The organism is Streptomyces sp. NPDC059247 (assembly GCF_042754005.1).
Taxonomy (GTDB): Bacteria; Actinomycetota; Actinomycetes; order Streptomycetales; family Streptomycetaceae; genus Streptomyces.
This window is the reverse complement of record NZ_JBHYZW010000006.1, coordinates 230,719-255,126: the sequence shown is the minus strand read 5'-3', so window position 1 is coordinate 255,126 and position 24,408 is coordinate 230,719. Positions and strand designations below refer to the sequence as shown.

The following is a 24,408-nucleotide window of genomic DNA, read 5'->3' as shown; positions in this document are numbered from 1 at the left end:
ACGGGGAGGTCTGGCGGGGCGGGTGGGGCGAGTGGGGTCTGAACGGGGAGGTCCGGCGGGGCGAGTGGGGCCTGCACGGGGAGGGCCGGTCCTGCCGGGTGCGGACGGCCCGTCCGAGGCGGGACCTAGGGCCGCCCGGACCGCGACCATCGGCACTCACGGAGCTCCCGACGCGCGGCGCAGCCTGGAAGGGCACGTCAGCTCTCGAAACGTCAGGGAAGTCAGGGAAGCGCCATGGGGTCCGTAGTCCAGGACAGCAGAACGACGGGCGGGCCGCCCGCCTCGTACGACCCGGAGCAGTACCGGCCCGGCCGGACGATCACCGAATGGGAGCCCGAGAACGAGCTCTTCTGGAAGTCGACCGGCCGCCGGGTCGCCACCCGCAACCTGTGGATCGCCGTCCCGGCCCTCCTGGTGGCCTTCGTCGTCTGGCAGGTGTGGTCGGTCACGGCGACCAACCTGAAGGACGTCGGCTTCGGCTTCTCGACCTCCCAGCTGTTCTGGCTGACGGCCGTTCCGGGGCTGACCGGCGGCACGGCCCGGATCTTCTACACGTTCCTCGGCCCGATGGTCGGCCAGCGCCGGTTCACGGCCCTGTCGACGATCGTCCTGATCGTGCCGCTGATCTGGCTCGGGATCGCCATCCAGGACCCGGCGACCCCGTACGGCGTGATGGTCGGCATCGCCGCCCTCTGCGGCATCGGCGGCGCCAACTTCGCCTCCTCCCTCGCCAACATCGGCTTCTTCTTCCCCAAGGAGAAGAAGGGCGGCGCGACCGGAGTCAACGGCGGACTCGGCAATCTCGGCGTCTCCGTCGTCCAGCTCCTCACCCCGATCGTCATCACCTGGTCGGCCATCGCGATCGGCTCCGCCCAGCACAGGGCCGACGGCACCCCCGTCCACCTGCAGAACGCCGCCTTCCTCTGGGTGCCGGTCCTGATCGTCCTCGCCGCCGTCGCCTGGTTCGGGCAGAACGACCTCAAGGTGGCCTCCACCCCCTTCAGCCGCCAGAAGGTCATCTTCAAGCGCAAGCACAACTGGCTGATGACCTGGCTGTACGTCGGCACCTTCGGCTCCTTCATCGGGTTCGCCGCCGCCCTGCCGATGCTGATCAAGACCACGTTCCCCGACTACTCCGTCGCCACCTACGCCTGGATGGGCCCCGCCGTGGGCGCGCTGGCCCGCTGGGGCGGCGGCTGGGTCGCCGACCGTCTGGGCGGCGCCCGCGTCACCGTCCTGTCCTTCGTGGGCATGGCCCTGTCGATCATCGGCGTGATCCGCTTCCTGCCCTCCGGCGGGGACGGCGGCTCCTTCTACGGCTTCTTCCTCTGCTTCCTCGCCGCGTTCTTCTTCTCCGGCATCGGCAACGGCTCCACCTTCCGGCAGATCCCCGTCATCTTCCGGGGCACCCACCTCAAGGGCCTCACCGAAGGCACCCCGGAGTACACTGCGGCGCTGAAGCGGGCCGAGATGGAGTCCGGCGCCGTCACCGGATTCACCTCCGCCATCGCCGCCTACGGCTTCTTCTTCATCCCCGCCCTGTTCGGCTCGATGGCCGTGACCAGCGCGATGTGGGGCTTCGTCGCCTTCTACCTCAGCTGCGTGGGCGTGACCTGGTGGTTCTACGCCCGTAAGAACGCCGAGGCGCCGAGCTGACCGGGCTGACCACAGTCGACCCCGGCCGACCGGCGCTGATCCCGACCGACCCCGGCTGACCGGGGCTGATCCCGACCGACCCCCGGCCGCGTCCGGCCCGTCGGGACCCCGCGAAAGACCCCGCTCCGGCGGGGTCTTTCCGCATCCCGGGAAAGGGACCTAAGGCCACCGGGAGATGACCATTGCCGACCGCGATGATCGATCAAAAGGAGTGCAATGGAAGCAAGCAACGACGCGATCGAATGAATCGAAGAAGGCGGTGCGGGCAGTGACTGCGACTCCTGCTGAGGCAACGGTGAACGAGCGGGCCTGGAAGGGCTTCAAGGGCGGACTGTGGCGCGACGCCATCGACGTCCGGGACTTCATCCAGCAGAACTACACGCCGTACGAGGGCGACGACTCCTTCCTCGCCGGACCCACCGAGCGGACCACCGCCGTGTGGAAGGCCATCACCGACAAGTTCCCCGAGGAACGCGCCAAGGGCGTCTACGACGTCTCATACGACGTCCCCGCCACCATCACCGCCCACGCCCCCGGCTGGATCGACCGCGACAAGGACCTCATCGTCGGCCTCCAGACCGACGCCCCGCTCAAGCGCGCGATCATGCCCTACGGCGGCTGGCGCATGGTCGCCGGTGCCCTGGAGACCTACGGCTACCCGGTCTCCGAGGACCTGGAGAAGGTCTTCACCGAGTACCGCAAGACCCACAACGCCGGAGTCTTCGACGCGTACACCCCCGAGATCCGCGCCGCCCGCAAGGCGGGCATCGTCACCGGGCTCCCCGACGCCTACGGCCGAGGCCGCATCATCGGCGACTACCGCCGTGTCGCCCTCTACGGCGTCGACCACCTCATCGCGGTGAAGAAGGAGGAGAAGGAGGAGCTCAACGCCCTCCCCGCCGGGAACCGCAGCCTCGAGGAGACCATCCGGCTCCGCGAGGAACTCTCCGAGCAGATCCGCGCCCTCGGCGAACTCAAGGCCATGGCCGCCTCCTACGGTCACGACATCTCCGGCCCCGCCACCACCGGCCGCGAAGCCGTCCAGTGGCTCTACTTCGCCTACCTCGCCGCCGTGAAGGAGCAGAACGGCGCCGCGATGTCCCTCGGCCGCACCTCCACCTTCGTCGACGTCTACCTCCAGCGCGACCTCGAAGCCGGTCTCCTCACCGAGGAGCAGGCCCAGGAGATCATCGACGACTTCATCATCAAGCTCCGCATCGTCCGCTTCCTGCGCACCCCCGAGTACGACGAGCTGTTCTCCGGCGACCCCACCTGGGTCACCGAGTCCATCGCGGGCATGGGCGAGGACGGCCGCCCCCTGGTCACCAAGACCTCCTTCCGCTACCTCCAGACCCTCTACAACCTCGGCCCGGCCCCCGAGCCGAACATGACCGTCTTCTGGTCGCCGCAGCTGCCCCAGGGCTTCAAGGAGTTCTGCGCCAAGGTCTCCATCGACACCTCCTCCGTCCAGTACGAGTCGGACGAGCTGATGCGCCCCCGCTTCGGCGACGACACCGCCATCGCCTGCTGCGTCTCCGCGATGCCCGTCGGCAAGCAGATGCAGTTCTTCGGCGCCCGCGTCAACCTCGCCAAGACCCTCCTCTACGCGATCAACGGCGGTCGCGACGAGAAGTCCGGCGACCAGGTCGGCCCCTCCACCGGAGCCCTGACCTCCGAGGTCCTCGACTACGACGAGGTCATGGCGAAGTTCGACGAGCAGATGGAATGGCTCGCGAGCGTCTACGTCCACGCCCTGAACGTCATCCACTACATGCACGACAAGTACGCGTACGAGCGCATCGAGATGGCGCTCCACGACCGCGACGTGCGCCGCACCATGGCCTGCGGCATCGCCGGCCTCTCGGTCGCCGCCGACTCCCTCGCCGCCATCAAGTACGCCAAGGTCGTCCCGGTCCGCGACGAGACCGGTCTCGCCACCGACTACGTCATCGAGGGCGACTACCCCGCCTACGGCAACAACGACGAGCGCGTCGACGAGATCGCGGTCTCGCTCGTCGAGGAGTTCATGCGGAAGATCCGCAAGCACCCCACCTACCGCCAGGCCGAGCACACCCAGTCCGTCCTGACCATCACCTCCAACGTCGTCTACGGCAAGAAGACCGGCAACACCCCCGACGGGCGCCGCGCCGGAGAGCCCTTCTCGCCGGGCGCCAACCCGATGAACGGCCGCGACACCCACGGCTACGTGGCCTCGGCCCTCTCCGTCGCCAAGCTCCCCTACGAGGACGCCGAGGACGGCATCTCACTGACCAACACCGTCACCCCCGACGGTCTCGGCCGCACCCCCGAGGAGCGGATCAAGAACCTCGCGGGCGTCCTCGACGGCTACATGGCCAGCGACGGCTTCCACATGAACGTCAACGTCCTGAACCGCGACGTCCTCATGGACGCCATGGAGCACCCCGAGAACTACCCGCAGCTGACCATCCGGGTCTCCGGATACGCGGTCAACTTCGTCCGGCTCACCCGTGAGCAGCAGCTCGACGTCCTGAACCGCACCTTCCACGGCTCGCTCTGAGCCACTGACCCGCGCGGCCCCGGGGCCCGGTCCCTCACCCCTCACCCGGGCCCCGGAGCCGCGCGCATCCCCACCGTCCCCACGATCCCCGCATCCCGCGCCCCTTCCTTCCGGAGGCCCTGCCATGGCCGTACTCCTCGGACCCGACGTCCCGGTCCTGCCCGCCACCCCGGCCGCCGCGGCCACCCAGCGGCCCTCCGAAGGCTCGGTCCACTCCTGGGACCTCTCCACCGGCGTCGACGGCCCCGGCACCCGCTTCGTCACCTTCCTCTCGGGCTGCCCCCTCACCTGCCTCTACTGCCACAACCCCGATACCTGGAAGATGCGCAACGGCAAGCGCACCTCCGCCGACGCCGTGATCGCCGAAGCGGGCAAGTACGTCCGCTTCATCTCCGCCTCGGGCGGCGGCGCCACCGTCTCCGGAGGAGAACCCCTCCTCCAGCCCGTCTTCACCGGCGAACTCCTCCACCGCCTCAAGCACGAGCTCGGTCTGCACACCGCGCTCGACACCTCGGGCTTCCTGGGAGTCCGCGCCACCGACGCCCTGCTGCGCGACACCGACCTGGTCCTGCTCGACATCAAGTCCTGGGACCCGGACACCTACAAGAAGGTCACCGGCAGGCCGCTGCGCCCCACCCTGGACTTCGCCAGGCGGCTCGCCGACCTCGGCCAGGAGGTCCACGTCCGCTTCGTGCTGGTCCCCGGACTCACCGACGACCCCGCCAACGTCGAGGGAGTCGCCGCCTTCGCCGGGGGGCTCGGCAACGTCTCCCGCGTCGACATCCTGCCCTTCCACAAGCTCGGCGAAGCGAAGTGGCAAGCACTCGCCAAGCCGTTCACCCTGCACGACACCCCGTCCCCGACCCCCGAGCGGGTCGCCGAGGTCCGCGAGATCTTCCTCGCCCACGGCCTGAACGCGATCTGACCCGCCGAGGACCGGGCCCGCGCCGGGCGAGCCGCCCCGCCGCGCCTGCCCCGCCGGGCCCGTCACGGGCGGCTGCCACGGTCGGGCCCGCCGGGGCGCCGCCGACTCCGGGCCCGGCCGGAGCAACCGCCCGGGAGCACCGGGGCCCGCTGCCCGGCCCGCCCGGCGTGACCTACTCCGGCGTCCGTGCCGCCGCCCCGCCCGCCCGGGTGACGTACCCCGGTGTCCGTGCCACCGTCCCGCCCGCCCGGGTGACGTGCCCCGGTGCCCGTGCCGCCGCCCGGCGTGACGTACCCCGGTGTCCCGGCCGCCCCGCGCCCGCCCGCCCCCCGGCATTCCCGCCGTCCCGCCTCCGCGCCCGCCCCGCCCGAACGCGGCTCGAACGCCGTCCGGGCGAAGCCCTCACCCCACCACCCCGCAAAACAGGGCAGAACGCAATAAGCGGTCTTACCGTGGCCGCGTGACCGAGCCCCCGCAGACCGCCGAGCCGACACCCCCACCGGGCGACCCCGGTCCCGGAGCCCCCGCCCACCCGGGACACCCCGGGCAGCCCGGCCACCCGGACCCCGCCGGACCCCCGCCACGGAGCCCCGCCGCCGTACGCCGCCGCGCCACCCTCGCCGGAACCGCCGTCTCCGTCCTGCTGATCATCGCGATCGTCCTCGGCAGCCGTCTGCTCCGCGACTTCGACTCGGCCCTCCTGCCCTACGCCGTCGCCACCGTCTTCCTCGCCTTCGGCATCGCCCACCGCTACACCGTCTGGATCTCCGCCCCCGGCGCCCGGCGCCTCTTCCGGCAGGGCTGGCGCTCCTTCTTCTCCACCGCGAACTTCCGCAAGGCACCCACCGCCCTGCCCCGGATGATCGCCACCTACCTCGGCTTCCAGAAATTCCTCGGCGCCCGCTCACACGCCCGCTGGGCCGCCCACCAACTCATCTTCTGGGGCTGTCTGCTCGCCGCCGCCATCACCTTCCCGCTCACCTGGGGCTGGTTCACCTTCACCTCCGCCACCGGCTCGGGCCCCGGCTACGAGATGCGGATCTGGGGCTTCAAGATCCTCGGCTTCGACGCCCTCAGCCCCGTCGGCTGGCTCATGTTCCACGGCCTCGACATCGCCGCCGTCCTCGTCATCGCGGGCACCGCCTACTTCCTCCGGCGCCGCATGAAGGACCGCGGGGCCATCACCGGCCAGCGCTTCGCCTACGACCTCGTCCCGCTCATCGCCCTGATCGTCGTCTCCGTCACCGGGCTCCTGCTGACCTTCTCGTCGGTCTTCCTGCACGGCGGCGGCTACGAGTTCCTGGCCGTCCTCCACATGGTCTCGGTCGTCTTCACCCTCATCTACATCCCCTTCGGGAAGTTCTTCCACATCGTCCAGCGGCCCGCCGCCGTCGGTATGCAGCTCTTCAAGTACACCTCCCGCCGGGACGAGGACGTCCTCGCCTGCCGCCGCTGCCACGAGCCCATCGACACCGCCCCCTACGTCGAGAACCTCCGGGGCACCATGCGCGACCTCGACCTCGGCTTCGACCAGTGGACCGAGTACTGCCCCCGCTGCAAGCGGGTCCTGCGCGGCAACGCCTACCTCGACCACGTGAAGAAGGGCTTCCAGTGACCGCGACCGACCCGGCGTCCCCCGCACCCGCCGACCCGGCGTCCCCGCCCCCCGGGAGTCCGGCGACCCGCCCCGCACCGAAGATCCCCCTCGACCCCTCCCTCGCCCCACCCGGCACCCGCGACTTCCGCGACGCCGGAGGCATCCCCGCCGACCGCTGGCACGCCGACCAGAACGGCGAGACCCTCGTCCCCACCCACTGCTGCTTCTGCGGCGTCCAATGCGGCATGTACCTCCGCGTCGACCGCCACGGCAAGGTCTTCGGCGTCGAACCCCGCAACCACGACATCAACCGTATGCGCCTCTGTCCCAAAGGCATCAACGCCTACCAGCAGGTCAACCACCCCGACCGGCTCACCGCCCCCCTCATGCGCCGCGACCGCGACGAGGAATTCCGCGAAGTCAGCTGGGACGAGGCCCTCGACCACACCGCCGCCGAGATCCGCCGCATCCAATCCGCCCACGGAAACGACGCCTTCGGCCTCCTCGGCGGCGCCAGCCTCTTCACCGAGAAGACCTACCTCGTCGGCAAATTCGCCCGCGTCGCCCTGAAATCCCGGCACGTCGACTACAACGGACGCCTCTGCATGGTCTCCGCCGCGGGCGCCAACAAACTCGCCTTCGGCATCGACCGCGCGGGCAACCCCTTCTCCGACATCCTCCTCACCGACTGCCTCCTCATCGCCGGGTCCAACGTCGGCGAATGCTTCCCCGTCATGACCCAGTACCTCTGGGGAGCCCGCGACCGGGGCGCCACCCTCATCGTCATCGACCCCCGCGAAACCGCCGTCGCCCGCACCGCCGACGTCCACGTCGCCCTCAAACCCGGCACCGACTCCGCCTTCTTCAACGCCGTCCTCCACGTCGTCGTCGCCGAAGGACTCACCGACGAGACCTACCTCGCCGCCCACACCACCGGCTGGGACGACGTCAAGAACACCGTCGCCGACTACCCGCCCGCCCGCGCCGCCCGGATCTGCGGAGTCCCCGAAGCCCAGATCGTCCAGGTCGCCCGCATGTTCGCGGGCGCCGACAACGCCATGGCCTGGCACGCCCGGGGCGTCGAACACCACTCCCAGGGCGTCGAGAACTGCCTCAGCATCATCAACCTGTGCGTCGCCACCGGGAACATCGGCAGACCCGGCGCCGGATACGGCACCATCACCGGCCAGGGAAACGGCCAGGGAGGCCGCGAACACGGCCAGAAATCCGACCTCCTCCCCGGCGGACGATCCATCACCGACCCCGAACACCGCCGTCAGATCTGCGAGATCTGGGGCATCGACGAAACCGAACTCCCCCCTGCCGGAACCTCCATGATGGAAATGGTCTGGCAGATGCAACGCAAGGAGATCCGAGGCCTCGTCGGCATCTGCAACAACCCCTTCGTCTCCCTCCCCCACTACGCCACCGTCAAGAGCGGCTACGACACCCTCGAATTCCACGCCCAGTTCGACTTCTTCCTCTCCGAGACCGCCGCCAACGCCCACGTCGTCTTCCCCGTCACCGTCTGGGCCGAGGACGAAGGCGTCATGGCCAACGCCGAAGCCCGCGTCGTCAAACACAACAAGGCCCAGGAACCCCCCGCGGGCGTCCGCACCGACACCTGGGTCATGGTCGAACTCGCCCGACGGCTCGGCGCGGGCGACAAATTCCGGTTCCCCGACTCACGCTCCGTCTTCGAGGAACTCCGCATCGCCTCCGCCGGAACCGTCAACGACTACTACGGCATCACCTACGAACGCCTCGACGAGACCGGCGGCATCGCCTGGCCCTGCCCCACCACCGAACACCCCGGCACCCCCCGCCTCTTCGAGGACGGCCGCAGCTACCACCCCGACGGCAAGATCCACCTCCAGGTCGTCGAATGGCACCCGCCGATGGACCCGTACAGCGAGGAGTTCCCCCTCTCCCTCACCACCGGCCGCACCGTCGCCCACTTCCTCTCCGGCAACCAGACCCGCCGCCTCGGCGCCCTCGTCGAACAGACCCCCCGCCCCTGGGTCGAGGTCCACCCCTCCCACGGCTTCCGCAACGGCGACCCCGTCCGCGTCGTCACCCGCCGGGGCAGCGAGGTCTTCCCCGCCCTCGTCACCGAGGCCATCCGCCCCGACACCGTCTTCATCCCCTACCACTGGCCCGTCCCCACCTCGGCCAACGCCCTCACCATCGACGCCCTCGACCCCCGCTCCAAGATCCCCGAGTACAAGGTCTGCGCCGCCCGCATCGAAGCCGCCCCGGCGATCGACGAAGTCCCCGCCCCACCCACCGCGCCCGGCCACCACGCCTACCCCGAGACCCAGGTCTCCCGCGCCGACCCGCTGCCCCCCACCGCACCCCAGGGCCGCGGCACCGGGGAGAGGAGCTGACCGCCCATGATGGGCCGCACGATCTTCATCGACCCCGGCCGTTGCATCGGCTGCCAGGCGTGTGTCTCCGCCTGCCGCGAATGCGACTCCCACCGCGGCAAATCCATGATCCACCTCGACTACCCCGACGAAGGCCACTCCGTCGCCTCCCTCCCCACCGTCTGTATGCACTGCGAGGACCCCGTCGCCCCCTGCGCCGAGGTCTGCCCCGCCGACGCCATCCTCGTCACCGCCGACGGCGTCGTGCAGCAGGCCGACACCACCCGCTGCATCGGCTGCGCCAACTGCGTCAACGCCTGCCCCTTCGGCGTACCCAAGATCGACCTCAAGGCCAAGCTCCAGATGAAGTGCAACCTCTGCTACGACCGCACCGCCTACGGACTGGCCCCCATGTGCGCCACCGTCTGCCCCACCGGCGCCCTCTTCTACGGCACCCTCGACGAACTCCGCAACGAACGCCCCGGCGTCCAGGTCGCCGACTCCTTCACCTTCGGCACCAGCACCGTCACCACCGGCGTGGCCATGGTCGTCCCCGCCGACAAGGTCCGGTGGCCCGTCCCCGGCGGCCTGCCCGTCGTCGAGATCAACGGAGTGGACGTGAGCGACGGCACCTCGCGCCAGGGCGGCACCGCACGACCGGAGGGCCCCCGATGAGCGTCACCGACCCCCAGCCACCCGCCCCCGGCCCCCACACCGGCCCCCACACCGACCCCCACTCCGACGCCGCCAGGGAAGCACTCCGCGACCGGATCGCCGCCGACTCCCTCACCACCCGCCGCGACTACCTGCGGATCGTCGCCACCGTCTCCGGCGGCCTCGCCGTCGGCGGCGTCGCCGTCGCCTCCGGCATCCTCCACCGCCACGGCGACAGCGAAGGCGCCCCCGAACCCCGGCGGATCGCCGACCGCATCCTCCCCGGCGAATCCCTCGCCTTCCGCTACCCCGGAGCCGAGGACCGCGCCGTCGCCGTCCGCCTGGACGACGGCACCCTCGCCGGCTACTCCGCCGTCTGCACCCACCTCGCCTGCGCCGTCCTGTGGCGCAAGGAACGCGGCAGCGAGGGCGAGCTGTACTGCCCCTGCCACGAAGGAGTCTTCGACGCCCGTACGGGAGGGGTCACCGCGGGCCCACCGCCCCGCGCCCTCCCCAAGGTGCTCCTCGTGGAACAGGCCGACGGCAGCGTCTGGGCGATCGGCACCGCCCGCTCCGGCGAGACCGCCCGAGAGGGCCTCTGCCGCGAACAGGGCGACGCCCTCCGCCTCTGCCGCACCTCCCCGGACCCCGAGAGGAACGAGCGCACATGACCGACAGCCCGTTCCCCCGAGACCCGGAAGCCCCACAACCACCACCCGCCGGGGCCGGGGCCGGGGCCGTGCCCGGAACCGCGGACGGCGGGGGCGGCGGGGTCGGCAGGGTCGACGGAGGCGGCGGAGGCGGGGAGGACGGCGGCGGGGGAGGGGTGCCGGGCGGGAGCGGGGCGGCTGGGACGTCTGGGGCCCCCGGGGCGGCTGGAGCAGGTGCCTGGGGGGCTCCCCCCTCCCCCTCCCCTCCCGCCCCCCTCCCTCCCCTCCCCGCCTACACCCCCGGCAGCGTTCAGCCGCGGTTGAACCGGCCCGTGCGCGAGCGGTATCCGCAGATCCGGCCCACCAGTGGGTACGGCGATCCCCGGATCACCCGCACCGGACCGGGGCCGGGGGCCGGTACGGAGCAGGAGCCGGAGCGGTCGTCGAAGCTGTCGGCCCGGCTGGCGCTGGCTCTGACGGTGGTCGTCGGCCAGCTCTGGGGCCTGACGATCGTGGTGGACGAGTGGATGACCGGCGACACCGGCACCGCGTGGTGGGGCGCGGGTTTCCTCGTCCTGTCGTTCGTGGTGGTGCTGGTCCTCTGGCTCCTCGACCCCGAGGACCGCTGAGCGGTGCGCGGGGGCCGGGCGCGGGCGCGGCGGCCGGAGGTGGTGCGGGTCGGGGCGGGGGACGGCCGGGCCCGACGCGTCGGCCGGGGCGCGGCCCCTCGGGCGTACCCTGAAGGCATGAGTACCGCCCCCGCCCACGGACCGCGAGACCCGAAGCGGTCCGGCGAGGCCTCCCGTCCCGGGACCGGCCCGAAGCCGGCGTTCGTCTTCGACGATCCGCTGGACCAGCAGTCCGCGGACGACACGGACCGTGGCTGGGGCGAGCGGCCTCCGGCCGGCGGCGACAGTGCCGCCGACCTCGCGCGCTTCCTCGACGAGAAGCCGCCGCACCACCTCTGATCCCGGCGGGTGCCGCCGGTCAGGAGGCGGGGTGCGTCCCCGAGCCCGTACCGCCGCCGGAGCCCGTACCGGTGCCGGCGCCGCCGCCCGTGACGGGGCCGCGCTGGGCGACCAGGTGGTCGCGGATCTCCTTGAGCACCTCCAGCTCGCTGATCTCCATGGTCTCCGCGACGCCCTCCTTCGCCCTGTCGGCCGCCGCGCGCTTCGCGAGGACCTTCGCCATCGGCAGGACCATCAGGAAGTAGACGACGGCCGCGGTGATCAGGAAGCTGAGGACGGCGCTGAGCACCAGGCCCCACTGGAGCTGGATGCCCTCCATCTCGCCGTTGGCCCCCACGGTGCAGGGGTCCTTGATGCAGCTCGCGTAGCTTTCCAGGTCCTTGGTGCCGAAGGCGCCGACGACCGGGTTGATGAGGCCCTTGACCACCGAGTTCACGACGTTGGTGAACGCGGCGCCGATGACGACGGCCACGGCCAGGTCGATCACGTTGCCCCGCATCAGGAACGCCTTGAAGCCTCCCATGAGACTTTCCTTCTTCTGGGCCACCGAGGTGCCTTTCGTCGCGTGTGCTGTGTGCGGAGCCATTAGGCCGCGAACGGCGTAGAGGCGTCCAATCCGTACACACGGAAGGGTGACTTGACGGCCGATCGGTGTGAATCACCACAGGATCACCGCCAGTTGGGAGGCGGTACCGGCGCCCGCGAGTTCCGCCGCCGTCGGCCGGGGCACGGACAGGACGACGAGGGCCCCCGCGTCCGGGCCGGTCGCATCCGGGGGCGGCACCTCGGCCACGCGGACGCCCCGGGCGACCATCCGTGCCGGTGTTCCGCCGCCGAGTGCCGGGTGGGGCGCGGCGATGACGTCGATCCGGTCGCCGGGGCGCAGCAGTCGTGCGGTCGCGGCGTCGGCGATCCGTACGGGGACGGACACGGGGGGCGCGGCGGCGGGTGGTCGGGCGCGGGCGGCCACGGTGGCCGTCGGGGTCTCGTGGGGCGGGGGCGCGGTGCGGCCGTCGGTGACGAGGAGGGCGGCGGCGGTCAGGGCGAGGAGGGCGGCGGGGGCGTGGCGGGCCCGTCGCAGGGCCCTGCGCAGCCGGTGCCGTGCGTTTCGTACGTGGACGGGTTCGAAGGCGGGGACCGCGTACGGCTCGGGGACGGGTGAGGGGCCGGGCGTCTCGTCCCAGGGGTGCCGGGTCCCGCTGTCCGTACAGTACGGGCCGCTCCGGGGGCGCTCGTGGGTCTGCCGCTCGGGGTCCCGGGTCCCGTCTTCGTACATCCGGTGCTGGGGCGGTCGGGTCCCGTTCTCGTACGTCGGGTGTCCGAGGTGTCCGAGGTGTCCGGGGTGTCCGGGGGTGTGGTTCGGGTTCGTCATCGGGGGTGCCGTCCTGGTCGGGGGTGAGTCGGTTCCCACTGTCCCGTTCGGGGCGGTGTCGTGCCGGGGCCTGTGGATCACCCCGTGGCTGTGGACAACCCGGTCACTCTCCGGTGGGGTCCAGTGCCTTACGGGGTTTCGGGGCGGGGCCGTCCGCGTCCCCCGCCGCACATGCCGGAGACCCCGTCGAGGCCCCGTTCCCCTCTCCCGCACATGCCGGAGGCCCCGTCGGGTGTCGACGGGGCCTCCGGGTGATGCGTACGGGCGTCAGGCGGCCGAGGTGGAGCTTCCGGTGCTCGACGACGACGAGGACGCCGAGGATGACGACGACGACGTCGAGGCAGCCGATGCGGCGGGCTTCGCGTCCGAGCCGGATCCGGAGGACCCCGAGGACGCGGTGGACCCGTTGGACGTCGACGAGGTCGAGGACTTCGACGCGCCGGGGGAGCTGCTGGACGACGAGCCTCGGCTGTCGTTCCGGTAGAAGCCGGATCCCTTGAAGACGATGCCGACGGCCGAGAACACCTTCTTCAGGCGTCCCTCGCACCGGGGGCACTCGGTCAGCGCGTCATCGGTGAACTTCTGCACCGCCTCGAGGCCCTCGCCGCACTCGGTGCACTGGTACTGGTAGGTCGGCACTTGTCTTCCTCCTGGCACTCACACTCATCGAGTGCTAACGACGTTCCATAGTGACGTATTCCGCGGGATCAGTCCACCGCCACCGGCACGCGGTGACCGACACCACGTGCCGTGACCCGGCTCGTCTCGCGCGGCTTGAGCCGGGACCGCAGGGCGAGCAGGGTGATCAGGGCCAGTGCGGTGCCCGCCAGCGGGACCAGGAATCCGGTGCTGGCGCCCTGGGTGTCGGCGAGGCGTCCGGCGACGGTGACGGCGGCGGCCTGACCGAGTGCGACGGCGCCGGTGAGCCAGGTGAAGGCCTCGGTGCGGGCGGACGCGGGGATGAGGGTCTCGACGATGGTGTAGCCGGTGATCAGGGCGGGGGCGATGAAGAGGCCCACGACCAGGCCCAGGGCGCCCAGGAGCAGCACCGAGTGGGCGGTCCACAGCAGGGAGGCGGCGACGGTGAGGCCCGTGTAGCCGACGAGGAGGCGGCGGAGGGGGCCGGACTTCCAGGCGACGGCGCCCATGGCGATGCCCGCGAGCATGTTGCCTGCGGCGAAGACCCCGTAGAGGAGGCCGTTGGCGCCGGGGTTGCCGATCTCCTCGGTGAAGGCGGTGAGGGAGACCTGCATCCCGCCGAAGACGGCGCCGATGCCGAGGAAGGCGACGATCAGGACGCGGACGCCGGGGACGGAGAGCGCCGAGCGGTGGGGTTCGGTGCTGGCGGCCGCCGCGGCGCCGAAGGGGGGCTGGGTGGCGCGCTGGGCGGCGAAGAAGAGTCCGCCGACGAGGGTGAGGCCCGCTTCGGCGATCAGTCCGGCGGCGGGGTGGATCCCGGTGCACAGGGCGGTGGCGAGGACGGGGCCGACCACGAAGGTGAACTCGTCGGTGACGGATTCGAAGGCGGCGGCCGTCGGCATCAGCGGGGTGCCGTCGAGCTTGGCGGCCCAGCGGGCCCGGACCATGGGGCCGACCTGGGGCACGGAGGCACCGGCGGGGACGGCCGCGAGGAACAGGGCCCACAGGGGGGCGCCGTTGAGGGCGAGGACCACCAGCAGGGAGACGGACGCGGTGTGGACGAGGACGCCGGGGAGCAGGACGGCGCGCTGGCCGAAGCGGTCGGCGAGCTTGCCGCTCTGCGGGGCGAAGAGGGCCATCGAGACACCGGTGGCGGCGGCGACGGCGCCCGCGCTGCCGAAGGAGCCGGTGGTGTGCTGGACGAGCAGGACGATGCCGATGGTCAGCATCGCGAAGGGCTGCCGGGCGGCGAAGCCGGGCAGGAGGAAGGAGAGTGCTCCGGGGGTGCGCAGCAACTGCCCGTAACCGGGACGCTTCTCCGTGTCGACCGTGGACGCCACGGTCCTTGCCTTTCTGCCGCCTGGTAGCGCGTCCCGTGCACGGTGGTGCGGGTGTCGCCGAGAGCTGTCCTCATGCGCGGAACTGCGGTAGATACCGGGCCGGCCTCCGGTGGGGAGGGGCGTCACGGCCGCCATACGGTCGCGCCAGCTCTGCGTCAGGCAGAGTTGGTTCGATCAAGTGTGCCTTCATGATACAGGGAGGGAGCGTTCCCTGCCTGGGAAACGCTCCCTGCCCCGGATTCACGCCTGTGATGGGGCCGTCTTCCCGCCTGTGACGGGGCCGTCGCTTTCCGGTCCGGACCGGCCGTCCCTCCAGGACCCCTCCCGGTGCGTGACGCTCGGCGGGATCCGGGAGGGGCGGCCTAATCGGATGTTCCTCCGTGATGCCGTCCGGAGCGCTGGAAGCGGAGGGCGGTGCCGGTGGGGGTGGAGGCGGCGGTGGCGCCGCCGGTGCCGAGCCATCCGGCGAGCTTGCCGCCCTGGCCGACCGCGCGGAGCCGCCGTTCGGTGGCGTCCCGTACGGGGTCGGTCGCGACGACGAGGAGTTCGTCGCCGTGCCGCAGGACGGTGTCGGGCCCGGGGACGAAGCTGGCGTCCTCGCGTACGACGAGGGTGACGGCGGCTCCGGCCGGGAGGCGGAGTTCGGCGACCTCGACGCCGTGCATCCGGGAGTGCTCGGGGACGGCGACGGACAGCAGGTGGCCGCGGAGCCGTTCCAGGGGCGCGGATTCGACGCCGAGGTCGGCCGCCTCGCCGGAGTCGCCGAGCTTGAGGGCCTTGGCGAGCCAGGGCAGGGTCGGGCCCTGGACGAGGGTGTAGACGACGACGAGGACGAAGACGATGTTGAAGATGCGTTCGCTGCCCTCGATGCCGGAGACCATCGGGATGGTGGCGAGGATGATGGGCACGGCTCCGCGCAGACCGGCCCAGGACATGAGGGCCTGCTCCTGCCAGGGGATGCGGAAGGGCAGCAGGCTGACCAGGACTTCCATGGGCCGGGCGACGACGGTCAGGACCAGGCCGATGACGACGGCGGGCCAGAAGTCGTGGACCAGTTCGTGCGGGGTGACGAGCAGGCCGAGCAGGACGAACATGCCGATCTGGGCGATCCAGCCCAGTCCCTCGGCGAAGCCCCGGTTGGCGGGCGCGTGGGGCAGTTTGGCGTTGCCGAGGACCATCGAGGCGAGGTAGACGGCGAGGAAGCCGGAGCCGTGGGCCATGGCACCGGCGGCGTACGCGACGACGGCGATGGCCATGACGGCGATCGGGTAGAGGCCGGAGGCGGGCAGGGCGACGTGGCGGAGCCCGTAGGCGCCGAGGAAGCCGACGGCGAGGCCGACGGCGACACCGATCGCGAGCTCCAGGGCTATCGTCCCGACCAGGACGTACCAGTGGTCGACGGGTCCCGCGGTGCAGAAGGCGACGACGAGGATGACGACGGGGGCGTCGTTGAAGCCGGACTCGGCCTCCAGGACGCCGGTGACCCGGGACGGCAGGGGCACCCTGCGGAGCACGGAGAAGACGGCGGCGGCGTCGGTGGAGGAGACGACGGCGCCGATGATGAGGGCCTGCCGCCAGTCGAGACCGACGAGGTAGTGGGCGGCGGCGGCCGTGATGCCCACGCTCACGGCGACGCCGACGGTGGAGAGGACGACCGCGGCGGGCAGCGCCGGCCGGATCTCCTTCCACTTCGTGCCGAGGCCGCCCTCGGCGAGGATCACGACGAGGGCCGCGTAACCGATGACCTGCGTGAGCTCGGCGTTGTCGAAGGCGACGTTGCCGATGCCGTCCTGGCCCATGGCGATGCCGATGCCGAGGTAGAGCAGCAGGCTGGGGAGCCCGCTCCGGGACGAGATCCGTACGGCCGCGACCGCGATCAGCAGCACGAGGGAGCTGATGAGCAGGAGTTCGTTGAGCTGGTGGACAGTCAGTGGCCGTTCCTTCCCCTCACACGCAGCTGGATCGTTCCTCCAGCGGCAGGTACTTCGTTACCTTACCTAATCTTTAACGTTTTCTTGACGCCTTCTTCGCGGCTCCTCGCTCATCCGTGCGGTCTTCTTGCCGACTCCGCGTCCGGGCGGCCCGGACGCTGCGCCTAAGGTGGCTCCCGTACTCCAGGACCACCCTGCCCCTCGAAGGACAGCGATGCCCTCCAACACGACCGCGCCCCCCGCCAAGAAGAAAGGGCGGCGCGCCCGCCTGATCCTCCTCGTCCTGGTCCTCGCCCTGGTCGCGGGCGTCGGATGGGGCGGGTACTGGGGAGTGAGCACCGTCCGGGCCTCGTTCCCGCAGACCACGGGCGAGATCCGGCTCGACGGGCTCGCGGGCGAGGTCGAGGTCAAGAGGGACGCGAACGGCGTCCCGCAGATCTACGCGGACACCGAGACGGACCTGTTCCGCGCCCAGGGCTACGTCCAGGCGCAGGACCGTTTCTACGAGATGGACGTCCGGCGGCACGTGACCGCGGGCCGCCTCTCGGAGATGTTCGGCGAGAGCCAGGTCGAGACGGACTCCTTCCTGCGCACGCTCGGCTGGCGCCGGGTCGCGCAGCAGGAGTACGACACGGTCCTGTCGCAGGAGACGAAGAAGTACCTCCAGGCGTACGCGGAGGGCGTCAACGCCTATCTGAAGGACCGGGACCCGGCCGCGATCTCGATGGAGTACGCGGCCCTGGCCCTCACCAACGACTACGCGATCGAGCCGTGGACGCCGGTGGACTCGGTGGCCTGGCTCAAGGCGATGGCCTGGGACCTGCGCGGCAACATGCAGGACGAGATCGACCGCTCGCTGATGACGAGCAGGCTGAGCGCGAGCCAGATCAAGCAGCTGTACCCGGAGTACCCGTACGCGCTGCACCAGCCGATCGTCGGCGGGGGAGCGGTCGACGGGGAGACCGGGAAGTTCGACCCGAAGGGCAAGGCGGACGAGGGCGACGGGACGACCACCGGCGACACCCCGGGCACCGGCCCCGACGGTTCGGACAGTGCGAACGGCAGCTCCGACAGCTCCGGCCCGCAGACCCAGCTCAGCGCGCTCTCCGAGGTCCTCGACGGGGTCCCCGCCCTGCTCGGCCCGAACGGCAACGGCATCGGCTCGAACTCCTGGGTCGTCGGCGGCAAGTACACGACCTCCGGCAAGCCGCTGCTCGCCAACGACCCGCACCTCGCTCCGCAGCTCCCGTCCCTCTGGTACCAGATGGGCCTGCACTGCCGCTCGGTCTCGGCCACCTGCCGCTACGACGTCGCCGGGTACACCTTCTCCGGAATGCCCGGTGTGATCATCGGCCACAACGACAAGATCGCCTGGGGCCTCACCAACCTCGGCGCCGACGTCACCGACCTCTACCTGGAGCGGATCGGCCCCGACGGCTACCTCGTCGACGGCAAGGTCAAGCCCTTCACCACCCGCGAAGAGGTCATCAAGGTCGCGGGCGGCGCCGACCGCAGGATCACCGTCCGCTCCACCGGCCACGGCCCGCTCGTCTCCGACCGCTCCGCCGAACTGGAGAAGGTCGGCCAGAAGGCCCCCGTCGGCAACGCCGCCCCCGACCGGGGCACCGGCTACGGCGTCTCCCTCCAGTGGACCGCGCTCCAGCCCGGGAAGTCGATGGACGCGATCTTCGCCCTCGACCGCGCGAAGGACTTCGACGAGTTCCGGGCCGCCGCCAAGAACTTCGAGGTCCCGTCCCAGAACCTGATCTACGCCGACACCGAGGGCAACATCGGCTACCAGTCGCCCGGCAAGATCCCGCAGCGCGGCAAGGGCGACGGCACCCTCCCGGCACCCGGCTGGGACTCCTCGTACCGCTGGAAGGGCTACGTCCCCTTCGACCGGCTGCCCTACGAGTACAACCCGCCGCGCGGCTACATCGTCACCGCCAACCAGGCCGTGATCGACCACAGGACCTACCCCGAGCTGCTCACCAAGGACTGGGGCTACGGCTCGCGCAGCCAGCGGATCAACGACCTCATCGAGTCGAAGACCAAGGACGGCGGGAAGATCTCGCCGGACGACATGCGGACCATGCAGACCGACAACCGCAGCGAGATCGCGACCCTGCTGAACCCGCTCCTGCTGAAGGTCGACATCTCCGACCCGTACGTCCGCGAGGCGCAGAAGCTCCTGGAGGGCTGGGACTACACCCAGGAACCCGACTCGGCCGCCGCCGCCTACTTCAACGCGGTCTGGCGCAACGTCCTGAAGCTCGCCTTCGGCGAGAAGCTGCCCAAGGAACTGCGCCCCGAGGGCGACTGCATCAACGTCCGCCCGGCCGACGCCACCGGCCCGGTCGACGAGCAGAACAAGCTCGTACGGGAATGCGGCCAGCGCGACCCGGACTCGGCCCAGCCCGACGGCGGCGACCGCTGGTACGAGGTGGTCCGCCCGCTCCTCAAGCAGGAGAAGAGCGAGTGGTGGGTCACCCCCGGCAACCGCACCGACCAGGCCACCGAGACCCGTGACCAGCTTCTCGCCCGCGCCATGAAGGACGCGCGCTGGGAGCTGACCGCCAAGCTCGGCAAGGACATCTCCACCTGGAGCTGGGGCCGGCTGCACCAGCTGACCCTGCGGAACCAGACCCTCGGCACCGCGGGACCCGACGTGGTGCAGCGGCTCCTCAACCGCGGCCCGTGGAACCTGGGCGGCGGCGAGGCGGCCGTCGACGCCACCGGCTGGAACGCGGCCGGAGGCTACGAGGTCATCTGGGTGCCGTCGATGCGGATGGTCGTCAACGTCGGCGACTGGGACAAGTCCCGGTGGATCAACCTGACCGGCGCCTCGGGCCACGCCTTCAGCTCCCACTACACCGACCAGACGGACGCCTGGGCGCGCGGCGAGCTGTACGACTGGGCGTTCGGGAAGGCGGCTGTCGAGGCGACGACCAGGGACACGCTGCTGCTCAAGCCGTAGCGGGCCCACGGAAACGGGTGACCCCCGCCGGGGTCACCACCGCGTGCACGGGGTGGTCGTGCGGTTCCTCCGGGACCCGGGCGACCACCTCGTCCGCGTACAGGAGCACCACCAGGGCCGGGTCCGCGCCCGCGCGCGCCAGCCGGGCGAGCACCCGGTCGTACGAGCCGCCGCCCCGGCCGAGCCGCATCCCCCGCCCGTCGACCGCGAGACCCGGCAGCAGGACCGCGTCGGCGGCGCACACCGCGTCGGGGCCGAGCCGGGGACCGGCCGGTTCGAGCAGTCCCCGGCCCGCCCTCACCAGCCCCTCGGGACCCTCGTACGCGGCCCAGTCCAGGTCGTTGTCGGGGAGCAGGACGGGGAGCAGGACCCGCGCCCCGCGCGCGCGGAGCGCGTCGAGCAGCGCGCGCGTGCCCGGTTCGCGGCCCACCGACACATAGGCGGCGACCGTGGACGCCCCGGAGAATTCGGCCAGTTCGACCCCCCGGCGGGCGAGGGCCTCGGCCGCGTCCGCCAGGGACCCGGTGTCCCGCTCGGCGCGGGCGGCCAGAAGTCGACGGCGCAGCACGGCCTTTTCGGAGAATTCTGCTGTCATGGCGGTCCCTTGCGCATTCTCGAAAGTCTTGTAAGGGTCTTTATGCGGAGGAAGTTAATCGGAGCCACATCTTTCTCTCATTCCGAACGGCTAAGGTGCTCCGCATGAATCTGTCGCTCCCCAGGCTCGGCCGGATCAGCAAGGCTGTCATCCCGGCCGCCGGTCTCGGCACCCGCTTCCTCCCGGCGACCAAGGCGACGCCGAAGGAGATGCTGCCGGTCGTCGACAAGCCGGCCATCCAGTACGTCGTCGAGGAGGCGGTCGCCGCCGGGCTCTCCGACGTACTGATGATCACCGGCCGGAACAAGCGTCCCCTGGAGGACCACTTCGACCGGAACTACGAGCTGGAAGAGGCCCTGAGCCGGAAGGGCGACGGCGAACGGCTCTCCAAGGTCCAGGAGTCCAGCGACCTCGCCACCATGCACTACGTGCGCCAGGGCGCCCCGCGCGGCCTCGGGCACGCCGTGCTGTGCGCCGCGCCGCACGTCGGCGACCAGCCGTTCGCGGTCCTCCTCGGCGACGACCTGATCGATCCGCGCGATCCGCTGCTCGCGCGGATGGTCGAGGTGCAGGAGCGGGAGGGCGGCAGTGTGATCGCCCTCATGGAGGTCGATCCCTCGCAGATCCATCTGTACGGCTGCGCGGCGGTCGAGGGGACCGTCGACGGGGACGTCGTGAAGGTGACCGATCTGGTCGAGAAGCCGGACGCGGGCGAGGCGCCCAGCAACTACGCGATCATCGGCCGCTATGTGCTCGATCCGGCCGTCTTCCGGACGCTGCGGGAGACCGAGCCGGGGCGCGGCGGGGAGATCCAGCTGACGGACGCCCTGCAGAAACTGGCCTCCGACGAGAAGATCGGCGGGCCGGTGCACGGGGTGGTGTTCAAGGGGCGCCGCTACGACACCGGCGACCGGGGCGACTATCTGCGTGCCATTGTCAGACTCGCGTGTGAACGTGAAGATCTGGGACCGGACTTCCGGAGCTGGCTCCGGAGATACGTCAACGAGGAGATGTAGCGCCTTGAGCAGCAGCACGGCACCGTCGGAGTCCCACGGCGAGCACGGGGAGCGGCCCGGCCACGACGGTCCCGGAAGGTCCGGGGACGGTGGTGGGGGCGGGCACGACCTCGGGCACGAGACGGGCCCCGCGGACGTCTGCGCGGGTCCGGAGCGCGGTCTGTGGACGGTGGACGAGCACCTGGCGGACATCCTCGCGGCCGTCGGCCCGCTCGAACCCATCGAGCTCCAGCTCCTCGACGCGCAGGGCTGTGTCCTCGTCGAGGACGTGACGGTGCCGGTCGCGCTGCCGCCCTTCGACAACAGCTCCATGGACGGGTACGCGGTCCGGGTCGCCGATGTCGCGGGGGCCACCGAGGAGTTCCCCGCGGTCCTCACGGTCGTCGGGGACGTCGCCGCGGGCGCCGGGGGCCTGCCGGAGGTCGGCCCGGGGCAGGCCGCCCGGATCATGACCGGTGCCCCGCTGCCGCCCGGCGCCGGGGCCGTCGTCCCCGTCGAGTGGACCGACGGCGGTACGGGCGGGGGCGCCGCCACCGGGATGAGCGCCGCCAGCACCTCGCCGGGGGGTGCGGCGGGCGAGGTCCGGGTGCACCGTCCGGTCGAGGACCGGGCCCATGTCCGGGCGCGCGGCAGCGACGTCCGGGCCGGGGAGCTGGCCCTGGCGGCGGGCACCGTCCTGGGGCCGCCGCAGATCGGGCTGCTGGCCGCGATCGGGCGCGGCGCCGTCCGGGTGCGGCCCCGCCCCCGGGTGGTCGTCATGTCCACCGGCAGCGAACTGGTCCAGCCGGGGGAGGCGCTGGGCGAGGGCCAGATCCACGACTCCAACAGCTTCGCGCTGGCCGCCGCCGCGCGGGACGCGGGAGCCCTCGCCTACCGGGTGGGGGCCGTCGCCGACGACGCCGAGTCGCTGCGGGCCACCGTCGAGGACCAGCTGATCCGGGCCGATCTGATCGTGACCACGGGCGGGGTGAGCGTCGGCGCGTACGACGTGGTGAAGGAGGCGCTGAGCGCCGACGGGCAGGTCGACTTCCGCAGGCTGGCCATGCAGCCGGGCAAACCGCAGGGCTTCGGCGCGATCGGCGCCGAGCAGATCCCGCTGCTGGCGCTGCCGGGCAATCCGGTCTCCTCGTACGTGTCCTTCGAGCTGTTCGTGCGGCCCGCGATCCGCGCCATGATGGGCCTGGCGGAGCTGCACCGGCCCCGGGAGCGGGCGAGGCTCGTCGCCGACGGGCCGCTGTCGTCACCGGCCGGGCGCCGCCAGTTCCTCCGGGGGACGTACGACCCGGAGGCGGGCACCGTCACTCCGGTGGGCGGTGCGGGTTCCCATCTGGTCGCGGCCCTCGCGCACGCGGACTGCCTGCTGGTGGTCCCGGAGGAGACGCGGAGCGTGGAACCGGGCACCGAGCTGGAGGTGGTCCTCCTCGGCTGACGGGGCGAGGGTGGGGGTACGGTGTCGTCCCACACAGCGACCGGGAGTGTCACGGGCATGAGCACGCAGCAAGGTCTCACCCACATCGACGAGGCGGGCGCGGCCCGCATGGTCGACGTATCGGCGAAGGACGTCACGTCCCGCACCGCGCGTGCCAGCGGGCGGGTCCTCGTCTCGCCGCGCGTGGTCGGGCTGCTGCGCGGCGAGGGCGTCCCGAAGGGCGACGCGCTGGCGACGGCCCGGATCGCCGGGATCATGGGCGCCAAGAAGACCCCGGACCTCATTCCGCTCTGCCACCCGCTGGCCCTGTCGGGCGTGACGCTGGACCTGGCGGTCACCGACGAGGCCGTGGAGATCCTGGCGACGGTGCGGACCACGGACCGCACCGGGGTCGAGATGGAGGCCCTGACGGCGGTGACGGTGGCGGCGCTCACGGTCGTCGACATGGTGAAGGCGGTCGACAAGGGCGCGGTCATCTCCGACGTGCGGGTGGAGGAGAAGACCGGCGGCGCGTCGGGCCACTGGACCCGGGGCGCGTCGTGACCCGCGCGGGCCGGGTGTCGGGCACCCACGACCACGCACACGAACGGGGCGCGGGTACGGGTGGCGGGGAGCCCGTGTCCGCGGCATCCGGAGGGGCCCCGCCCGCTCCGTACTCCGCGCTGGTCGTCACCGCCTCGAACCGGGCGGCGGCCGGGGTCTACGAGGACCGGGGCGGCCCGCTGGTCGCCGAGGGCCTGGTCCGGGCCGGTTTCGCCGTGGACGGCCCCGAGGTCGTCCCGGACGGGGCGCCGGTCGAGACGGCGCTGCGGGCGGGCGTCGCCGCCGGGTACGACGTGATCGTCACCACCGGCGGTACGGGCATCTCGCCCACCGACGGGACGCCCGAGGCGACCCGCCGGGTCCTGGACCGGGAGATCCCGGGCATCCCCGAGGCGATCCGCGCGTACGGCCGGGAGAAGGTGCCCACGGCGGCGCTCTCCCGGGGGCTGGCGGGGGTCGCGGGCGGCACCCTGGTCGTGAACCTGCCGGGTTCGCCGGGCGGGGTGCGGGACGGGCTCGCCGTCCTGGAGCCGCTGCTGCGGCACGCCGTCGACCAGATCCGCGGCGGCGACCACCCGGGACCGTCGTGATCCCGTCCTGGCCGGTCGTCCTCGTCGACGGGGAGGTCCTGCTCCGCCCGATCAGGCTGCGCGACCACACGGCCTGGCGCGAGGTGAACCGGCGCAACCGCGACTGGCTGCGGCCCTGGGAGGCGACGGTTCCGCCGCCCCCGCCGGACGGACCGGCCGCGCAGCGGCCCACGTACCGCCAGATGGTGCGCCATCTGCGGTCGGAGGCGAACGCGGGCCGGATGCTGCCGTTCGTCATCGAGTACCGGGGACGGCTCGTCGGCCAGTTGACGGTCGCCGGGATCACCTGGGGTTCGATGTGCTCGGGGCACGTGGGCTACTGGGTGGACGGTGAGGTCGCCGGGCGCGGGGTGATGCCGACGGCGGTCGCCCTCGCGGTCGACCACTGCTTCCGCACGGTCGGTCTGCACCGCATGGAGGTGTGCATCCGCCCGGAGAACGGGCCTTCGCGCCGGGTCGTGGAGAAACTGGGCTTCCGCGAGGAGGGGCTGCGGCCCCGCTACCTGCACATCGACGGGGCCTGGCGGGACCATCTGGTCTTCGCGCTCACGGCGGAAGAGGTGCCGGACGGACTGCTCCGGCGCTGGCACCGCGCAAGAATAAAATAAGTGTTCGAATTCA

General features: G+C 71.7%; 21 protein-coding genes. 15 read left to right on the top strand and 6 right to left on the bottom strand.

Features of this window, described 5'->3' with window-relative positions; all coding sequences use genetic code 11:
- Positions 1 to 234 precede the first annotated feature (234 nt).
- From ACFXGN_RS14695 to ACFXGN_RS14655, 9 genes are all read left to right on the top strand, one after another.
- Positions 235 to 1,656: an MFS transporter gene (locus ACFXGN_RS14695; RefSeq protein ID WP_384858252.1), complete on the top strand. Its 1,422-nt coding sequence runs from the start codon at positions 235 to 237 to the stop codon at positions 1,654 to 1,656.
- A gap of 259 nt (positions 1,657 to 1,915) precedes the next feature.
- Positions 1,916 to 4,195, top strand: coding sequence for a formate C-acetyltransferase (gene pflB / locus ACFXGN_RS14690; RefSeq protein WP_384858250.1), 2,280 nt, complete (start codon positions 1,916 to 1,918; stop codon positions 4,193 to 4,195).
- 124 nt (positions 4,196 to 4,319) lie between these two features.
- On the top strand, positions 4,320 to 5,120 hold the full coding sequence (gene pflA, locus ACFXGN_RS14685; RefSeq protein ID WP_384858247.1) for a pyruvate formate-lyase-activating protein: 801 nt from the start codon (positions 4,320 to 4,322) through the stop codon (positions 5,118 to 5,120).
- A gap of 640 nt (positions 5,121 to 5,760) precedes the next feature.
- On the top strand, positions 5,761 to 6,735 hold the full coding sequence (locus ACFXGN_RS14680; protein ID WP_384858564.1) for an MFS transporter: 975 nt from the start codon (positions 5,761 to 5,763) through the stop codon (positions 6,733 to 6,735).
- Positions 6,736 to 6,818: 83 nt separating this feature from the next.
- Positions 6,819 to 9,104 (top strand): molybdopterin oxidoreductase family protein, encoded by a 2,286-nt coding sequence (locus tag ACFXGN_RS14675; protein WP_384858562.1) that lies wholly within the window; start codon positions 6,819 to 6,821, stop codon positions 9,102 to 9,104.
- A gap of 6 nt (positions 9,105 to 9,110) precedes the next feature.
- On the top strand, positions 9,111 to 9,758 hold the full coding sequence (locus ACFXGN_RS14670) for a 4Fe-4S dicluster domain-containing protein (protein ID WP_384858245.1): 648 nt from the start codon (positions 9,111 to 9,113) through the stop codon (positions 9,756 to 9,758).
- Positions 9,755 to 10,408: a ubiquinol-cytochrome c reductase iron-sulfur subunit gene (locus ACFXGN_RS14665; protein WP_384858242.1), complete on the top strand. Its 654-nt coding sequence runs from the start codon at positions 9,755 to 9,757 to the stop codon at positions 10,406 to 10,408. Before ACFXGN_RS14670 ends, ACFXGN_RS14665 begins: the two co-directional genes overlap by 4 nt.
- A gap of 155 nt (positions 10,409 to 10,563) precedes the next feature.
- On the top strand, positions 10,564 to 11,016 hold the full coding sequence (locus ACFXGN_RS14660) for a hypothetical protein (RefSeq protein ID WP_384858560.1): 453 nt from the start codon (positions 10,564 to 10,566) through the stop codon (positions 11,014 to 11,016).
- A 117-nt stretch (positions 11,017 to 11,133) separates the two neighbouring features.
- Positions 11,134 to 11,355 (top strand): hypothetical protein, encoded by a 222-nt coding sequence (locus tag ACFXGN_RS14655; protein WP_384858239.1) that lies wholly within the window; start codon positions 11,134 to 11,136, stop codon positions 11,353 to 11,355.
- A gap of 19 nt (positions 11,356 to 11,374) precedes the next feature.
- On the opposite strand, the gene mscL is transcribed toward ACFXGN_RS14655, so the two are convergent.
- From mscL to ACFXGN_RS14630, 5 genes are all read right to left on the bottom strand, one after another.
- On the bottom strand, positions 11,375 to 11,902 hold the full coding sequence (gene mscL / locus ACFXGN_RS14650; RefSeq protein ID WP_384858236.1) for a large conductance mechanosensitive channel protein MscL: 528 nt from the start codon (positions 11,900 to 11,902) through the stop codon (positions 11,375 to 11,377).
- A gap of 111 nt (positions 11,903 to 12,013) precedes the next feature.
- Positions 12,014 to 12,727 (bottom strand): RcpC/CpaB family pilus assembly protein, encoded by a 714-nt coding sequence (locus ACFXGN_RS14645; RefSeq protein WP_384858233.1) that lies wholly within the window; start codon positions 12,725 to 12,727, stop codon positions 12,014 to 12,016.
- A 267-nt stretch (positions 12,728 to 12,994) separates the two neighbouring features.
- Complete coding sequence (locus ACFXGN_RS14640; protein WP_384858230.1) at positions 12,995 to 13,366, bottom strand: FmdB family zinc ribbon protein; 372 nt, start codon at positions 13,364 to 13,366, stop codon at positions 12,995 to 12,997.
- A 68-nt stretch (positions 13,367 to 13,434) separates the two neighbouring features.
- Positions 13,435 to 14,706, bottom strand: coding sequence for an MFS transporter (locus tag ACFXGN_RS14635; RefSeq protein ID WP_384858227.1), 1,272 nt, complete (start codon positions 14,704 to 14,706; stop codon positions 13,435 to 13,437).
- 362 nt (positions 14,707 to 15,068) lie between these two features.
- Positions 15,069 to 16,592, bottom strand: coding sequence for a potassium/proton antiporter (locus ACFXGN_RS14630; RefSeq protein WP_384858224.1), 1,524 nt, complete (start codon positions 16,590 to 16,592; stop codon positions 15,069 to 15,071).
- Positions 16,593 to 16,851: 259 nt separating this feature from the next.
- On the opposite strand from ACFXGN_RS14630, the gene ACFXGN_RS14625 reads away from it, so the two are divergent.
- On the top strand, positions 16,852 to 19,614 hold the full coding sequence (locus ACFXGN_RS14625; RefSeq protein WP_384858221.1) for a penicillin acylase family protein: 2,763 nt from the start codon (positions 16,852 to 16,854) through the stop codon (positions 19,612 to 19,614).
- Here the strand turns inward: ACFXGN_RS14625 and ACFXGN_RS14620 are convergent.
- Complete coding sequence (locus tag ACFXGN_RS14620) at positions 19,604 to 20,209, bottom strand: 5-formyltetrahydrofolate cyclo-ligase (RefSeq protein WP_384858218.1); 606 nt, start codon at positions 20,207 to 20,209, stop codon at positions 19,604 to 19,606. The two genes, ACFXGN_RS14625 and ACFXGN_RS14620, sit on opposite strands and share 11 nt — an antisense overlap.
- 104 nt (positions 20,210 to 20,313) lie before the next feature.
- On the opposite strand from ACFXGN_RS14620, the gene galU reads away from it, so the two are divergent.
- The 5 genes from galU (at position 20,314) to ACFXGN_RS14595 (ending at position 24,395) form a co-directional block, all read left to right on the top strand.
- Positions 20,314 to 21,225: a UTP--glucose-1-phosphate uridylyltransferase GalU gene (gene galU / locus ACFXGN_RS14615; RefSeq protein ID WP_384858215.1), complete on the top strand. Its 912-nt coding sequence runs from the start codon at positions 20,314 to 20,316 to the stop codon at positions 21,223 to 21,225.
- Between the two features lie 160 nt (positions 21,226 to 21,385).
- The gene (glp, locus tag ACFXGN_RS14610) at positions 21,386 to 22,654 is read left to right on the top strand and encodes a gephyrin-like molybdotransferase Glp (protein WP_384858557.1); all 1,269 of its coding nucleotides are present in this window, start codon (positions 21,386 to 21,388) and stop codon (positions 22,652 to 22,654) included.
- 57 nt (positions 22,655 to 22,711) lie between these two features.
- Entirely contained in the window at positions 22,712 to 23,197 is a 486-nt protein-coding gene (moaC, locus tag ACFXGN_RS14605; protein WP_384858213.1) for a cyclic pyranopterin monophosphate synthase MoaC, read from the top strand.
- A gap of 74 nt (positions 23,198 to 23,271) precedes the next feature.
- Complete coding sequence (locus tag ACFXGN_RS14600; RefSeq protein WP_384858211.1) at positions 23,272 to 23,787, top strand: molybdenum cofactor biosynthesis protein B; 516 nt, start codon at positions 23,272 to 23,274, stop codon at positions 23,785 to 23,787.
- Complete coding sequence (locus tag ACFXGN_RS14595) at positions 23,784 to 24,395, top strand: GNAT family N-acetyltransferase (RefSeq protein WP_384858208.1); 612 nt, start codon at positions 23,784 to 23,786, stop codon at positions 24,393 to 24,395. Before ACFXGN_RS14600 ends, ACFXGN_RS14595 begins: the two co-directional genes overlap by 4 nt.
- Positions 24,396 to 24,408 lie beyond the last annotated feature (13 nt).

Excerpts from the sequence above, each read along its gene's own strand:
- ACFXGN_RS14695 (WP_384858252.1), top strand. The coding sequence starts at position 235 with ATGGGGTCCGTAGTCCAGGACAGCAGAACGACGGGCGGGCCGCCCGCC.
- pflA (WP_384858247.1), top strand. The coding sequence starts at position 4,320 with ATGGCCGTACTCCTCGGACCCGACGTCCCGGTCCTGCCCGCCACCCCG.
- ACFXGN_RS14670 (WP_384858245.1), top strand. The coding sequence starts at position 9,111 with ATGATGGGCCGCACGATCTTCATCGACCCCGGCCGTTGCATCGGCTGC.
- ACFXGN_RS14665 (WP_384858242.1), top strand. The coding sequence starts at position 9,755 with ATGAGCGTCACCGACCCCCAGCCACCCGCCCCCGGCCCCCACACCGGC.
- ACFXGN_RS14655 (WP_384858239.1), top strand. The coding sequence starts at position 11,134 with ATGAGTACCGCCCCCGCCCACGGACCGCGAGACCCGAAGCGGTCCGGC.
- ACFXGN_RS14645 (WP_384858233.1), bottom strand. The coding sequence starts at position 12,727 with ATGACGAACCCGAACCACACCCCCGGACACCCCGGACACCTCGGACAC.
- ACFXGN_RS14625 (WP_384858221.1), top strand. The coding sequence starts at position 16,852 with ATGCCCTCCAACACGACCGCGCCCCCCGCCAAGAAGAAAGGGCGGCGC.
- ACFXGN_RS14620 (WP_384858218.1), bottom strand. The coding sequence starts at position 20,209 with ATGACAGCAGAATTCTCCGAAAAGGCCGTGCTGCGCCGTCGACTTCTG.
- galU (WP_384858215.1), top strand. The coding sequence starts at position 20,314 with ATGAATCTGTCGCTCCCCAGGCTCGGCCGGATCAGCAAGGCTGTCATC.
- moaC (WP_384858213.1), top strand. The coding sequence starts at position 22,712 with ATGAGCACGCAGCAAGGTCTCACCCACATCGACGAGGCGGGCGCGGCC.